The sequence below is a fragment of the Mucilaginibacter sp. P2_D11 genome (assembly GCF_056404435.1).
The window spans coordinates 227,911-241,511 of sequence record NZ_JBFUEA010000006.1 but is presented as its reverse complement, the minus strand read 5'-3'; the positions used below and the strand labels follow the sequence as shown (position 1 = coordinate 241,511).

The window sequence follows — 13,601 nt, the reverse complement described above, 5'->3', positions numbered from 1 at the left end:
CAGCTTTTCCATCAAAATATTTAAACACAAAATTATCTTATCACCACTTCGTAAGGCATGCGTGCCTGTGGGGTGCGCATCATTTGGGTTACGCCTTTTATTTGCTGGTAGTATTTATAGTTTTCGCCAAGCTCGGCTTTTACGAAGTGTGCGCTCATCTGAGCGGAGAAACCCTGGCCCAATTTGCTCAATACACTTTTTTGCTCGGGGTAGCTTACCAGTTGGTAATCTTTCAGGTTAGCCTTCTTTGCGGCAGATGCAACGGCATCGCTGATGTTGCCCAGGCGGTCAACCAGTCCAATCTTCAAAGCCTGCTGGCCTGTCCACACACGGCCCTGACCGATGGAGTTGATATAGGCCTGCGTTTTTTTGCGGCCATCGGCAACAGCTTTGGTGAAGGTATCGTAGCCGCGGTTCACACTTTTTTGCAACATGGCGCGTTCTTCGGGAGTAAGGGGACGGCTAACATCGCCTAAATCCGCATACTTGCCGGTTTTTACACCATCGAAAGTAACACCCAGCTTATCGTTAAAAAACTTCTGCATGTTGGGCAGTACTGCGAAGATGCCTATAGAACCCGTGATGGTGTTCGGCTCGGCAAAGATAGAATCCGCCGCGCAAGCGATATAATACCCGCCCGATGCAGCAACATCGCCCATAGAAACGATGATGGGTTTTACCTTTTTGGTCAGCATTACCTCGCGCCATATCACGTCAGATGCCAGCGAACTGCCGCCCGGAGAGTTCACCCTCAAAACGATTGCTTTTATCTTATCATCGGTACGGGCTTTGCGTATGGCCCTTGATATTTTTTCGGAGCCGATGCTGTTATCGTCGCCATCGCCGCCACTTATTTCGCCCGAGGCGTATATTACCGCAATGCGGTTTTTAGAGTAAGGCTTTTTATCGTCATCGTCTTTGCCGTCGTCTTTAGGGCTGCTTTTAACGTATTCGCCCAGTTCGACACTGTGCAGGTCGTCTTTCTCGTTAATATCGGTACGGCGTTTCAGTTCGTTTAAAATTTCGTCTTTGTATTTCAGCCCGTCAACAAGCTTGTATTTCAAAGCATCTTCCGGCTCCTGTATGCGACCGGTGTTGGCATAATTGAATAGCGAATCTTTATTGATATGGCGGCTCTTGCCAATGCCGGTAAGGAAATGATCGTACATAGAACCCAGGTACGAGGTCACCTGCTCGCGGTTGGCGTCGCTCATTTTAGTGAGGAAGAATGGCTCTACGGCGCTTTTGTAAGTGCCCACTTTGATAATCTGCGCCTCTATGCCCAGCTTATCCAGCGCACCTTTTAAAAAGGTAACCTCAGAGCTGAAGCCCTTGAATTCGATGATGCCCTTGGGGTTTAGGTACACTTTATCGGCAACGGAAGCCAGGTAATAAAAGCCCTGGGTGTAAATTTCGGAGTAGGCAACCACAAATTTGCCCGACTTTTTAAAGTCGAGAAGTGCGTTGCGCAGTTCCTCGGTAGTAGCCTGGCCCTGCATCATATAGCTTTCATCTAAAAAGATGCCTTTTATATTGCTGTCGTCTTTTGCTTTTTTAATGCTGGCGAGGATATCGTTCAACCCTAATGATTTTTCGCCGTCGAAACCCAGGAAACCGATGGCGGCAAGAGGGTTATTTGCGGTGCGTTCGTTTATCTGGTAATCTATTTTGATGTGCAGGATAGAGTTTGAGTCAACATCAGCTACTTTGTCTGAACTGGCCGCTGTAATAAGGCCCACGATGAGCAGGACGAACAGCACCCCAAAAATTACGGTAGAAATGATGATACCCACAACGGTGGCGAACACAAATTTGAAGAATTCTTTCATTAACTGTTATAAATCATTTATATATGCAAACTTACTAAAATAGCCCTGCTTAACCTTTATTAAGAGCCGGGTATGTGATATTTGTTACAACATGATTGACGTTTTTTTACTATTGGGCACCAACCTGGGCAACAGGCAATTGCATTTGCAACAGGCCATTGAGCACCTCCGGCAACAAATTTCGGAGGTAACAAGGGTTTCTGCCATTTACGAAACGCAATCATGGGGCAAAACCGATGAACCCGATTACCTTAACCAGGTGATACAGCTACAAACGAGCCTGCCGGCCCGAAAGCTGCTGGAAAAGATATTGGCTATAGAATTGCAGATGGGCCGCACGCGCGAGGTAAAATGGGGTTCGCGTATTATCGATATCGATATCTTATTTTATGGAGATGAGGTGATTGACGAGCCGGGCCTGGTGGTGCCCCATCCACAACTGCACAACCGCCGTTTCACGCTGGAACCCCTGGCCGAACTTTCCCCACAGATGATTCATCCCGTGCTGGGTAAAAACATTTTAGCACTCAAAAAAGACTTAAAAGACAGCTTGATTGTAAAAAAGTTATACTTTTGAAATATAAACCCGAACGATGGCCGATAACATACCAGCACAAGACCTCGATCTTGATTTTTTATACGAAATTGCCGATGGCAGCGATGAATTTATAGTAGATTCTATCGGCATGTTTTTAGATCAAACCCCGCAATTGCTTGCCAGCATAACCGCTGCGATAGATGCGCAAGATTGGGTAGTTGCCGCACAAGCATCGCACAAACTGAAACCAAACCTGGGCTTTTTTGGCATGCCGTGGTGCCAGGCTACCATACAGGAAGTGGAGATAGCCTGCAAGCAAGGCGCCGCTAACCCGCCCGAAATCATCGCTACATTTAACATGGTAAAAACCATGGTAAACAAAAACCTGATAGAGCTCGAAAAAATTAAGGCAGAGAAGGAAGCGAATCTTTAAACATCAAGAGTCAAGAATTAAGAGTCAAGAATCAAGACAAAAGAATTCCTGATATAACGAAAGAGGCGACCATTTATATGATCGCCTCTTTTTTATTTACAACAAACTATCCGTAGGTAACCTGCCTTCTATCTTGATTCTTGATTCTAATTTCTTGCCTCTTCCCTAAACTTCTTCCAGCTTAAAGCTGTAGCTTTCCATAATAAGGTTGGCCAGCAGGTTTTTGCAGGCCTGGTCTACTTTGGCGCTGGCGGTTTCGGTGCTGTCGGCTTCAATTTCCAGGGAGATGTGCTTGCCAATGCGTACGTTCTGTATTTCTGATAAACCCAGGTTTTTCATGCTGCCGGTTACGGCTTTGCCTTGCGGGTCCAGGATTTCTTTTTTCGGCATTACATCTATTTCGGCCAGGAATTTTTTCATCTGTGTACTTGTTTTTAGGAAAATACTACGCTAAGCGTGTTTGTTTCTGCTTAGGATAGTATCGTCGGCAAATTTTAGTTGGATTAACGATAGGGTGATATACATTACAATAACCACCGGAACTGCCGCAAATTTAAAAAATAGTATCAGTATTGCCGAAAACAGCAGCAATAAATAACGGTAAAAGTTTTTGTTGAAATCGCTGTTCTTGAATTTGAGCGACATTAGCGGAATCTCGGCCACCAGCAGTGTACACATCAAAGCAATGAAAACCAAAATGGCGTAAGGATTGAGTATGTAACGGCTAAGCGCATCGTACTGCTGCATAATAAGCGGTATAGATGCGATTAGGATAGCGTTGGCAGGCGTAGGCAGACCTATAAAGCTATCGGCCTGGCGGGTATCACTGTTGAATTTGGCCAGCCTCAGCATAGAGAATACCGCTAGCAAAAAGGCTGCGTAATTAACATATTCGCCAATGCCGGGTATCTGTGGCGAACGCGAAAGCAACTCGTACACGATTGCCGATGGCAATACGCCGAAGCTCACCATATCCGAGAGCGAATCCAGATCCTTGCCTATGCACGATGTGGAGTTTAGCACCCGCGAAGCAAACCCATCGAAAAAATCGAAGATTGCCGCCAAAAAAATGGCATAAGCCGCTATTACCAGGTTATCCTGAAACGCAAATACGATACCTACGCAGCCACTAAACAGGTTTGCGCAGGTAATGGCATTTGGAAGATGTTTTTTTACTTGCCTCCTCATAATCGGTTATGAAGGTATAACTATTTTTATTAATAACATGGAGTTATAAGTTAAGCTTGTGCTAAATTATAACTCCATATGCATAAATATATTATGAATTCATCGAAATCAGGAACTCTTCGTTAGTTTTTGTGCCCCTTATCTGGGCCTGTAAAAACTCCATGCTTTCCTGTGAATTCATATCGGCAAGGTGATTACGTAGTATCCATATACGCTGTAACGTATCGCGGTCAAGCAACAAATCGTCGCGGCGGGTGCTCGATGCTGTGATATCGATAGCCGGGAATATGCGCTTGTTGGATAATTTACGATCCAATTGCAGTTCCATGTTGCCGGTACCTTTAAATTCTTCAAAGATAACCTCATCCATTTTAGAGCCGGTTTCTGTAAGCGCGGTAGCGATGATGGTGAGCGAGCCGCCATCTTCTATATTACGGGCCGCACCGAAGAAACGTTTCGGTTTATGCAATGCATTTGCATCCACACCACCCGATAATATTTTACCCGATGCGGGGGCAACGGTGTTATAGGCACGTGCCAAACGAGTGATAGAATCCAGCAGGATAACCACATCGTGGCCACATTCTACCATGCGTTTTGCTTTCTCTAATACAATATTGGCAATTTTTACGTGGCGCTCTGCAGGCTCATCAAAGGTAGATGATACCACTTCGGCACGTACGCTGCGGGCCATATCGGTAACCTCCTCGGGGCGTTCATCAATCAGTAAGATGATCAGGTAAACTTCGGGATGGTTTTTGGCTATCGCGTTAGCAACATCCTTCAGCAACATAGTTTTACCTGTTTTTGGCTGCGCTACAATTAAACCACGCTGGCCCTTACCGATAGGAGAGAACAGGTCCATAATGCGGGTAGAATAGTTACCGGCATCAGTAAACAAGCTCAGTTTTTCCGATGGAAAAAGCGGTGTAAGGTGGTCGAACGGTACGCGGTCGCGCACTTCGGCAGGTATGCGGCCGTTGATGGCTTCTACGCGTACCAGCGGAAAATATTTTTCACCTTCTTTTGGCGGGCGTATGCTGCCGCGAACGGTATCGCCGGTTTTTAAGCCGAACAGTTTTATCTGGGATTGCGATACGTATATATCATCCGGGGATGTTAGGTAGTTATAATCAGAAGAGCGGAGGAAACCGTAGCCATCGGGCATAATTTCCAGCACGCCCTCGTTTACGATAACGTTATCAAAATCGAGGTTGATAGCGGGCTCCTGATTTTTTTGCGCAGGGCCGTTGCCGGTGTTGTTTACGCGGCGTTCGAATTTCTGCGGGCGGGCCTCGGCGGGCAGCTGTTCGGCCCTTATAGCCTGTTCCTCATCGGTTTCTACAGTAGTAGCCGAAACTGCAGGCGTAAAGTTGCCGCGGTTGTTGTTTTCCAACTCGTCTTCTTCCTGCTCAAAAAGGTTTGTATCGTTTAAAGGCACTTCTACCCTTGGCTCGTTTTTGGCTTTTACTACGCGGGTTCTTTTGCGTGTTTTTTCGGCTGGCTCGGCTTCGGCCGGTGCTTCGGTATCTTCGCCTGCAGGTTTTGGCGCGTAATTGTTCTCGGTGATGCTTTGCTGGATCCTGGCGGCTTCTATTAATTGCCTTTGTTCAACTATTGCGGCAACAAGCTGGGCTTTCCTAAGCTCATCAGCAGTGGCAATACCCAAACTCCTAGCAATATCGCGCAACTCAGAAACGAGTTTGTCGTTCAATTCTATTGTATCAGACATGATATGAATTATAGTTCAAAAGGATTTTTTAGTTGGAAAATTGTTTTGCAAACCCTGTATATGCAATATTTAAGCCAGGTAAGTATAAGCAATAATGACGTGGTGATAAAAATTGTTTCTTGTAAGCAAGAAAATGCAGAGGAAAACGATGCAATTTTAATGAAATATTCTTAAAATGCAAATTTAATAAAAAAATAACAGGTTGTGTAGTTTTTTTTAGATTTTTGGCATCGAAATAAAACATTAAGATGATATCCCGCCAGCAACTTATAGCCCAGATAAAACAAAAGAAAACTTTTTTATGCGTGGGGTTAGACACCGATGTAGAAAAAATTCCCGAATTCCTGAGGGAATACCCCGATCCGGCCTTTGAATTCAACAAGCGCATCATCGATGCCACTAAAGATTTGTGCATAGCCTACAAACCCAACGCCGCCTTTTACGAAAGCCGCGGCATGGCCGGTTTGCAGAGCCTTATATCTACTTATGAGTACCTCCCGAAAGATTGTTTATCTATTATAGATGCCAAACGCGGCGATATAGGCAACACATCCGACAACTACGCCAAAGCGTTTTTTAATGAGGATGTAACCGGTATGGGCTTCGATGCCATTACCGTTACCCCTTATATGGGCAACGATAGCGTTACGCCATATTTAAAGTATGAAGGTAAATGGGTGATTATCCTGGCGCTTACCTCATCGGTAGGGAGTAAGGATTTTCAGTACCTCAACACCGGCGAAGGCTTCCTTTACGAAACCGTAATACAAAAGGCCAATACCTGGGCAGGGGCCGATAGGCTGATGTTTGTAGTAGGCGCTACCAAAAGCACCGAGTTCACCAATATACGCCAATATGCGCCCGATAACTTTTTGCTAGTGCCCGGTGTTGGCGCACAAGGCGGCAGCCTGGAAGATGTGTGCAAATACGGCATGACCAAGGATTGCGGCCTTATCGTAAACGCATCGCGCTCCATCATCTACGCCAGCAACGGTGAAGACTTTGCCGAAGCAGCCCGCGCCGAGGCCCTGAGCTTGCAGCAGCAGATGCAGGTAGAGTTGGAAAAGGCGGGGGTGATATAGTTTCCCGTTGGCTAAAGCCGAACGGCAATGAAGGTGGATTGGCGGTTATTATTTTCAGGCTCCCGGTTTCATTGCCGTTCCTTTCAAGCTTCCCGTTGGCTAAAGCCGTACGGCAATGAAGGAGGATTGGCCGTTTATGTTTTTCAGGTTCCCACCTTCATTGCCGTTCCTTTCAAGGAACGGCGCTTGGCGGTAAAACAAAAATAAAGCCTTCTTTGCCCGTTAGAGACTAGGTAGCTGCCAACCTTCAGTTCTCAATAATTATTACCTAAATAGAGATATGATTTCAGAACTTGAGCAGCAAACCTCCGACATAGATTGGTTTTTCACCAATGGAGAATACATAGCATTTGTTGCATCGGGCGGTGGTAAATTGCCATTATCGGTATCAACAAACGTTGAGACATCCTTTTTGGCGGCTTATTGTAGGCTGTTGAACTCTATTTCACCTATTGTAATTAATCCCAATCTAAACCAAATAGTGCCCGATTTTGATGAAAGGTATTTGGCTGATTTTAAAGATATGGCGCAAAAAGGGTTTTTCTCTTTCGATAAAACCGTTTTAAGTAATTTTTCCGAACTCAATTATCATTTGGTTGCCTCACCGGTTATTCCTTTGAACTTATCCGATTTAGAGCCAAACATCGTTAAGATGATAATGAAAACGAGCATCCATGGCCATATTGGCGATAGATTCAATATTTCGGACTTCGATTTATAATTCCCAAATTTTAAATCTTCCTAGCTACCGGTATTTTCAACCCTCCTTATTTTGGGACATTTGGATAAGAGACATGTGTAACATTTTTGTGTTTTGCTTAAAAAGCTGCAAAAACTAACCCCCATCCTCCAATCTCTAACCTCTTTTCCCTAAATTACCTCCCAATCTAATGCTTTCATATGAAACAATACCTTACGCTGCTCTTCGCCGCCTCGCTGGCATCCTCCGCATTCGCCCAAACCGATAAAAAACCATTTAAACCCGCCGATTTTTACAAGATACCCACCGTAAGCGATGCCCAGGTTTCGCCCGATGGCAAATGGGTGGCCTATGGCGTATCTACGGTTGATACCGCTAAGGATAAACGCGTATCGCACCTGTGGATGCAAAGTTGGGATGGCAAATCATCAATACAACTTACCTTTGGCGACCAGCCCGCCTCGCGCGCACGCTGGAGCCCCGATGGCAAATACCTGGCTTTTTTGTCCTCGCGCGATTCTAAGAACGGCTCGCAGCTTTGGCTGCTCGACCGCCGCGGCGGCGAGGCCCAAAAGGTAACCGATATAAAAGGCGACCTGGGCGATTACGAATGGAGCCCCGACGGCAGCAGGTTAGTAATGGTTATAGGCGATCCTGACAACGCCGGCAAAGAAGCGCCAAAAACGCCTAAGCCGATAGTGGTAGACCGCTACCATTTTAAGCAGGATTACCGGGGCTACCTGGAGCACGACCATAATCACCTGTACATCTTCGATATCGGTACCAAAAAACTAGATACCTTAACCAAAGGCAACTTTGACGAAGGCTCGCCAACGTGGTCGCCAGATGGCAAGAGCATCGCATTCGTAAGCAACCGTGATACTGACCCCGACAGGAGCGAAAACGCCGATATTTTTGTGGTAGAGGCTAAAGCCAATGGCGCGGTAAAACAATTAACCACCTGGAAAGGGCACGATGTGGGCCCCAAATACAGCCCCGATGGCAAATACATCGCCTACCTGCGCCAAAACAGCGAGGGTTATAATATGTACAGCCAGAATGTGCTTTGCCTGATGAATGCCGATGGCAGCGGAACGCAATTGCTAACCAAAGATCTCGACCGCCCCGTAGATAGCCCCGAATGGAGCAAAGACGGCAAAAGCATAGCCTTTTTGGTGGATGATGACCGGGAGCGTTATGCAGCAACCTATACCCTTGCCAATAAAAAGATAAGCATTATCCCGGCTACCCGGGGTAAAGTAAATGTGGGTGATATTGCTGCACAAGGCCCCGGCAGTTGGGTAATAACCCTCAGCGACCCATATACGCCCTACGAGGTTTACGCCCTGGAAGCCGGTAAGCTTCGTCGCCTTACTTTTCAACAGCAGGACTGGACAAGCAAAGTTACTTTGGCGCAGGTTACAAGTTTTCGCTCTACCAGCAGCGATGGTACAAAGGTGTCTGGCATATTATACCGGCCGGATAGCACCAGTACCAAAAAGATGCCTTTTATCCTGTTTGTACATGGCGGGCCGGTTGCGCAGGACGATTACAGCTTTGATGCCACCTGCCAGTCGCTTGCAGTAGCCGGTTATGCTGTGGCTACGGTGAATTACCGTGGGAGTTCGGGCAGGGGGATAGAATACACCCGCACCATTGCCGCCGATTGGGGTAACAAAGAAGTGATTGACTTGCACGGCGCGGTAGATTACCTGGTAAAAGAAGGCATTGCCGACCCTGATAAGCTTGGCGTAGGCGGCTGGAGCTACGGCGGCATCACTACCGACTTTTTGATAGCCAGCGATACCCGCTTCAAAGCCGCAGCAAGTGGCGCAGGCAGCGCGTTGCAGATTGCCAACTACGGCATAGACCAGTATATATTGCAGTATGATAACGAACTTGGCCAGCCCTGGAAGAATATTGATGTGTACAACAAAATATCGTACCCATTCCTACATGCCGACAGGATAAAGACCCCGGTGCTGTTCATGTCGGGCTTGAAGGATTTTAACGTACCTACTGCTGGCAGCGAGCAGATGTACCAGGCCCTAAAATCACTTGGCGTACCTGCGGAGTTGATACTGTACCCTAATCAAAACCATGGCATCAGCATCCCCAGCTACCAGGTGGATAGGGTGGAACGGTATATTAAATGGTATGATAAGTATTTGAAATAGAGGTTAGAGGCCGAAGAATAGAGATTAGATTAGGAAGCCCCGCACTATTGAAGTTGCGGGGCTTCATTCTTTTTAAAGCTAATTATTATTGAATTATCTTTCAATATATTTTGAAAGTTCAGGATTATATTTACATTTGTCGCATCAAATAATAAACGCGATGGATAAAGTATTAGCACATCAATTACTGCAGTTGGCGGGTTTGGCGCAAATAGTGCTGGCCGTTGGCAGCGTAGCCATACCAAAAGTATTGGGTTGGCAGCCTGAACTGGCGAAGTTAAAAACCGTTGTCAAACAAATGGTTTGGGTTCACGGAGCTTACATTTTGGTAATAAACCTTTGCCTGGGTCTTGTGTCGTTTTTTGCGGCCGGAGACCTGCTTAACGGCTCCAGGTTGGCAGCGCTGCTAACCGGTTTTATTGCAGTTTACTGGATATCAAGAGTGCTTACTCAATTCTTTTACTTCGACAGGAGCGCTTTCCCTAAAGGAGGGTTTAACTTGTTGGCCGAGGTAGTTTTAACTACGCTGTTTATAGCGCTTAGCCTAACTTACAGTTGGGTGTTTTACTTAAATTTTTAAATGGGATGGATACGCAGCTAATAGTTCACCTGCTATGTTTTGCGCTGATCAATTTGGCGGTAGTACTGGTTGGATATGTATTTATTAAACAGAAGCTGGTTTTCGCGGGTTGGTTCATGCTTGCCGTGAGCATTGCCGGCGTTTATTTCCTATTCATCAATGAGCATCCCATCCTGAAGATGCTTGCCATTATTGCCACCACCTTCAGCGCTATGAAGGTGATAGCCGTTACAGAGGGCTATAAGAACCGGCCGCTTACTTTAACTTTTAAGCAGTGGTGCACTTATGCCATCGGCTGGGTGGGGATGCGCGCGCAGCCGTTTGAAACGCTCGGACAAAAGGCCGTACCAGGCGGCGGGGAAATGGTAAAGTTTGGTATCAGCAGGATAATAGCCGGTGCGTTGCTGATTTTACTGGCGCACGGTATCGTCGCTTTACATTTAGAGGCAACACTCACGTACATTTTAGTAACTCCCGTACTTTTAGTTGCCTTGAGTTTGATACTGCATTTTGGCTTGCTGAGCGTAAGCGCGGGCATGTGGCGTTTCTCCGGCGTGAATACGTATTACCTGTTCCGCCAGCCGGCGAAAGCCCTTAGCTTAACGGAACTCTGGAGCAAACGCTGGAACATCGCCTTTAGCGAGATGACTTCCGTTGCCATATTCCGGCCTTTGAAAAATAGGGTAGGAGCACCGGCGGCCTTAATGATATCCTTTATCTTTTCCGGCTTCCTGCACGAACTGGCTCTCAGCCTGCCTGTTAACAGCGGCTACGGCTTGCCTACGCTTTATTTTGTAATACAGGGGATATTGGTTTTGGTTGAAAAACTACTGGCCAGTCGTGGTGTTCTGTTTTTGCGAAACAGACTGGTTGCCAGGGTGTGGGTTTTCTTCTGGCTCGTCGTGCCGATGCCACTGCTTTTCCACGAGCAATTTATTAAGCAAATCGTATGGCCATTGGTTGGGCTGCATGTTTAATTTGTAAGGCCGGCCGGGTTATCAGAACATATCTGAAAATGAGCACCCCGACCAACCTTATCAACACTACTTTAGGGTTGAAGCTTACCTTCTATCGAATCATCCAGCGTTTGGCCTATAGCGGCCCCTACAAGCTGTTTTACGAAGGCCACGGTGTTGCCGTGCTTATTGTCCCAATAGTAGCCTTGCGTAGGGCTTACTTTTATGACGGAGATTCGCGGGTCGTCTACGCCTTCGGTAAACCATGTTTTTAATATCGGCTCCCACAATTCTTTTATTTTTTCCTTGTCGGCGCTCACTTCGGCTATGCCGTAAACATTCAGGAAATCGGAGTATTTAGAGCCCTGGAACAGCAGCTGCACCATCGGGTCTACCAGTATTTCCGCGTTTTTGTGGCTATCGTTCGCACTCAGGAACCACAGGTCGCCGTTATCGTCAATCTTTTGTGGCGACATGGGGCGGGTAGAGAATGGCAATCCGGTTTTAATATTGCTGCAGAAAAAGCAGCTGGTGCCTTCGGCCATTTCTTTAAGTTTTTTCCAGGCATCGTTGCCTTCCAGGTTCTCCAGATTATGCTCTGGTTGTTGTTGATTGATGCTGTCCATAACAGGTTTGTATATTTTATAATGATAATATATTAACCTGTGAGAAATTTAATTGTTTGGGAGATTTAGAAATGTTAAAAAAGTTGGAGAGGTTAGAAAAGTTAGGAAGGTTGTAAAGTTGGCCGACCCATGGCACGTTGTCTTTGCGAGCCCGCAGCGGGAGGGGATGGAACAGGGGCGGCGTGGCAATCATCGGTGAGCAGAGCGATTATTTATTTCTCGTGATACGCATGGTGGATTTGCTAACCCGACCTTAGAGCCGATGGTTGCCGCGCTATCGCTCGCAATGACGATGGGATTAGTTTGGTGGTTTTTCAAGCTACACCCTACGCAAAACTCACTTTCCGCTCCGGGTGGCGGCTGGCGTAACCTGTAACGATGTTCTTGATGTAATCGTTGCCCGGGTAGGGGGTGAGGTGGTTTTTGAGTTGCTGTATGTTATCCGCTTCGAAGTAGTGCGAAATATAGCCCATGCCGTAAAAGCGGCCCTCTTCTATCAGGATGCAGCTGTGCTCGTCGCCGGTGCGGCCCTCGTCGCGGATGGCGAAGGTGGGCAGGGCTTTTTTCAGTTCGTCCATAGCAGCGGTAACTTTCAGATTGTACTCTTCGGGTGTTTCGTGGCCCTCGCAGGCGCAGGCATTTACATTATTGCCTGTGCATGGCTGGTCGTTCTTTTGGATGAAACACATCTTAGGGCACAGGCTGAAGGTCTCTATCAGCGTATTGAGCAGGTTGTAGCCCTCCAGCAGCGAGTTGCAGGCATATACCGCCGGCATGTGCTTGCGGTGCTTGTCGACAGCCAGGCGCAGGTAGCCGCGCTGATCCTCATAGGCATAAAGCCCGTAGGTATTCTCGAAACGTTTGAGCGAGCGGTTGTATTTTGGCCACAGGCGTTTTATCTCCACTGCTTCCAGAACGAATGCGATGAGTTCGGTACCGCAGGCCTGGTAGCTGATGCGGTGGATGCTCTTCAAAAATTCCTGCCGCTGCAGGCCGGGGTTATTGCCGGTAAAGTGGCTGCAAACACGTTTTTTTAGGTTTTTGGCCTTGCCTACATAAACCACCTTGCCCTTTTCATCGTGGAAGTAATATACGCCGGGGCACCAGGGGAGGGCATCCACATCTGCCTTTGGCAGGTTAGCGGGCAGGCGTTGTTCTTTTGAGTTGAGTTTCAGGGCCTGGCCTATGTGGTTGGCGGTATCGTTTTTAAGGTAAAGCGAAAATAGTTCCGCAGTGGCCTCGGCATCGCCCATAGCACGGTGTCGGCTGTTATTACCGATGCCTAAATGGCTGCAAAGCTTGCCTAAGCTGTACGATAGCAGCCCCGGCATTATCTTGCGCCCCAGCCTTACGGTGCAAAGTTTATTAGCATTCAGCTCGTAGCCGGCTGCATTGAGATGGTAACGCAAAAAAGAGTAATCGAAATTTACGTTGTGCGCCACGAATATTTGCCCTTTCAATAGGTGGAATATCTCATGCGCTACATCTTCGAACAGCGGTGCGGCGCTCACCATTTCGTTAGTGATGCCGGTTAAGGCACGGATATACACCGGGATATCGCGCTGCGGGTTCACCAGCGTTTCAAAGCGGCGGGTTATCTTTTTGCCATCGTGTATGCAAATAGCAATCTCGGTAATGCCATTTGCGCTGGCATGCCCCCCGGTAGTCTCGATATCCACAATAGCGTACATAAATCAAATGTAATACTATTTTGCTAATTTATTTAGTCTGTAAAAGTTAAAAAAGTTGGAGAGGTTAAA

Annotated in this window: 13 protein-coding genes; 7 read left to right on the top strand and 6 right to left on the bottom strand. The window is 47.0% G+C overall.

Annotation, left to right across the window (positions count from 1 at the left end):
* Window positions 1-32: 32 nt before the first annotated feature.
* Window positions 33-1,829, bottom strand: coding sequence for a signal peptide peptidase SppA (sppA, locus tag AC1DXC_RS11400; protein ID WP_477459278.1), 1,797 nt, complete (start codon window positions 1,827-1,829; stop codon window positions 33-35).
* Between the two features lie 91 nt (window positions 1,830-1,920).
* Here sppA and folK point away from each other — a divergent pair, with 91 nt between their 5' ends.
* Both folK and AC1DXC_RS11390 read left to right on the top strand, forming a co-directional pair.
* A complete protein-coding gene (gene folK, locus AC1DXC_RS11395; protein ID WP_477459277.1) occupies window positions 1,921-2,406 on the top strand; it encodes a 2-amino-4-hydroxy-6-hydroxymethyldihydropteridine diphosphokinase in 486 nt (161 codons plus the stop codon).
* Between the two features lie 16 nt (window positions 2,407-2,422).
* The gene (locus AC1DXC_RS11390; protein ID WP_477459276.1) at window positions 2,423-2,800 is read left to right on the top strand and encodes an Hpt domain-containing protein; all 378 of its coding nucleotides are present in this window, start codon (window positions 2,423-2,425) and stop codon (window positions 2,798-2,800) included.
* Between the two features lie 165 nt (window positions 2,801-2,965).
* On the opposite strand, the gene purS is transcribed toward AC1DXC_RS11390, so the two are convergent.
* From purS to rho, 3 genes are all read right to left on the bottom strand, one after another.
* On the bottom strand, window positions 2,966-3,220 hold the full coding sequence (gene purS / locus AC1DXC_RS11385) for a phosphoribosylformylglycinamidine synthase subunit PurS (protein ID WP_477459275.1): 255 nt from the start codon (window positions 3,218-3,220) through the stop codon (window positions 2,966-2,968).
* Between the two features lie 30 nt (window positions 3,221-3,250).
* Complete coding sequence (pssA, locus tag AC1DXC_RS11380; protein WP_477459274.1) at window positions 3,251-3,988, bottom strand: CDP-diacylglycerol--serine O-phosphatidyltransferase; 738 nt, start codon at window positions 3,986-3,988, stop codon at window positions 3,251-3,253.
* Window positions 3,989-4,079: 91 nt separating this feature from the next.
* The gene (gene rho, locus AC1DXC_RS11375; RefSeq protein ID WP_477459273.1) at window positions 4,080-5,720 is read right to left on the bottom strand and encodes a transcription termination factor Rho; all 1,641 of its coding nucleotides are present in this window, start codon (window positions 5,718-5,720) and stop codon (window positions 4,080-4,082) included.
* Window positions 5,721-5,971: 251 nt separating this feature from the next.
* On the opposite strand from rho, the gene pyrF reads away from it, so the two are divergent.
* From pyrF to AC1DXC_RS11350, 5 genes are all read left to right on the top strand, one after another.
* A complete protein-coding gene (gene pyrF / locus AC1DXC_RS11370; RefSeq protein ID WP_477459427.1) occupies window positions 5,972-6,802 on the top strand; it encodes an orotidine-5'-phosphate decarboxylase in 831 nt (276 codons plus the stop codon).
* Between the two features lie 280 nt (window positions 6,803-7,082).
* The gene (locus AC1DXC_RS11365; RefSeq protein WP_477459272.1) at window positions 7,083-7,523 is read left to right on the top strand and encodes a hypothetical protein; all 441 of its coding nucleotides are present in this window, start codon (window positions 7,083-7,085) and stop codon (window positions 7,521-7,523) included.
* Window positions 7,524-7,702: 179 nt separating this feature from the next.
* Window positions 7,703-9,679 carry a prolyl oligopeptidase family serine peptidase gene (locus AC1DXC_RS11360; protein WP_477459271.1) on the top strand — a complete coding sequence of 659 codons (1,977 nt, stop codon included), beginning with the start codon at window positions 7,703-7,705 and terminating at the stop codon, window positions 9,677-9,679.
* A 160-nt stretch (window positions 9,680-9,839) separates the two neighbouring features.
* Complete coding sequence (locus tag AC1DXC_RS11355) at window positions 9,840-10,259, top strand: hypothetical protein (RefSeq protein ID WP_477459270.1); 420 nt, start codon at window positions 9,840-9,842, stop codon at window positions 10,257-10,259.
* A 5-nt stretch (window positions 10,260-10,264) separates the two neighbouring features.
* Window positions 10,265-11,236 (top strand): MBOAT family protein, encoded by a 972-nt coding sequence (locus AC1DXC_RS11350; protein WP_477459269.1) that lies wholly within the window; start codon window positions 10,265-10,267, stop codon window positions 11,234-11,236.
* A 71-nt stretch (window positions 11,237-11,307) separates the two neighbouring features.
* Here AC1DXC_RS11350 and AC1DXC_RS11345 read toward each other — a convergent pair whose 3' ends face one another.
* Together AC1DXC_RS11345 and AC1DXC_RS11340 are read right to left on the bottom strand one after the other, a co-directional pair.
* Window positions 11,308-11,841, bottom strand: a complete 534-nt coding sequence (locus AC1DXC_RS11345) for a pyridoxamine 5'-phosphate oxidase family protein (RefSeq protein ID WP_477459268.1) — start codon at window positions 11,839-11,841, stop codon at window positions 11,308-11,310.
* A gap of 326 nt (window positions 11,842-12,167) precedes the next feature.
* Entirely contained in the window at window positions 12,168-13,532 is a 1,365-nt protein-coding gene (locus tag AC1DXC_RS11340; RefSeq protein WP_477459267.1) for an exonuclease domain-containing protein, read from the bottom strand.
* Window positions 13,533-13,601: the final 69 nt, after the last annotated feature.

What these genes read in the sequence shown, in the direction of transcription:
- AC1DXC_RS11390 (WP_477459276.1), top strand. Translation starts at nt 2,423, where the DNA reads ATGGCCGATAACATACCAGCACAAGACCTCGATCTTGATTTTTTATAC.
- AC1DXC_RS11350 (WP_477459269.1), top strand. Translation starts at nt 10,265, where the DNA reads ATGGATACGCAGCTAATAGTTCACCTGCTATGTTTTGCGCTGATCAAT.
- AC1DXC_RS11355 (WP_477459270.1), top strand. Translation starts at nt 9,840, where the DNA reads ATGGATAAAGTATTAGCACATCAATTACTGCAGTTGGCGGGTTTGGCG.
- AC1DXC_RS11360 (WP_477459271.1), top strand. Translation starts at nt 7,703, where the DNA reads ATGAAACAATACCTTACGCTGCTCTTCGCCGCCTCGCTGGCATCCTCC.
- folK (WP_477459277.1), top strand. Translation starts at nt 1,921, where the DNA reads ATGATTGACGTTTTTTTACTATTGGGCACCAACCTGGGCAACAGGCAA.
- AC1DXC_RS11345 (WP_477459268.1), bottom strand. Translation starts at nt 11,841, where the DNA reads ATGGACAGCATCAATCAACAACAACCAGAGCATAATCTGGAGAACCTG.
- rho (WP_477459273.1), bottom strand. Translation starts at nt 5,720, where the DNA reads ATGTCTGATACAATAGAATTGAACGACAAACTCGTTTCTGAGTTGCGC.
- AC1DXC_RS11340 (WP_477459267.1), bottom strand. Translation starts at nt 13,532, where the DNA reads ATGTACGCTATTGTGGATATCGAGACTACCGGGGGGCATGCCAGCGCA.
- sppA (WP_477459278.1), bottom strand. Translation starts at nt 1,829, where the DNA reads ATGAAAGAATTCTTCAAATTTGTGTTCGCCACCGTTGTGGGTATCATC.
- pssA (WP_477459274.1), bottom strand. Translation starts at nt 3,988, where the DNA reads ATGAGGAGGCAAGTAAAAAAACATCTTCCAAATGCCATTACCTGCGCA.
- purS (WP_477459275.1), bottom strand. Translation starts at nt 3,220, where the DNA reads ATGAAAAAATTCCTGGCCGAAATAGATGTAATGCCGAAAAAAGAAATC.
- AC1DXC_RS11365 (WP_477459272.1), top strand. Translation starts at nt 7,083, where the DNA reads ATGATTTCAGAACTTGAGCAGCAAACCTCCGACATAGATTGGTTTTTC.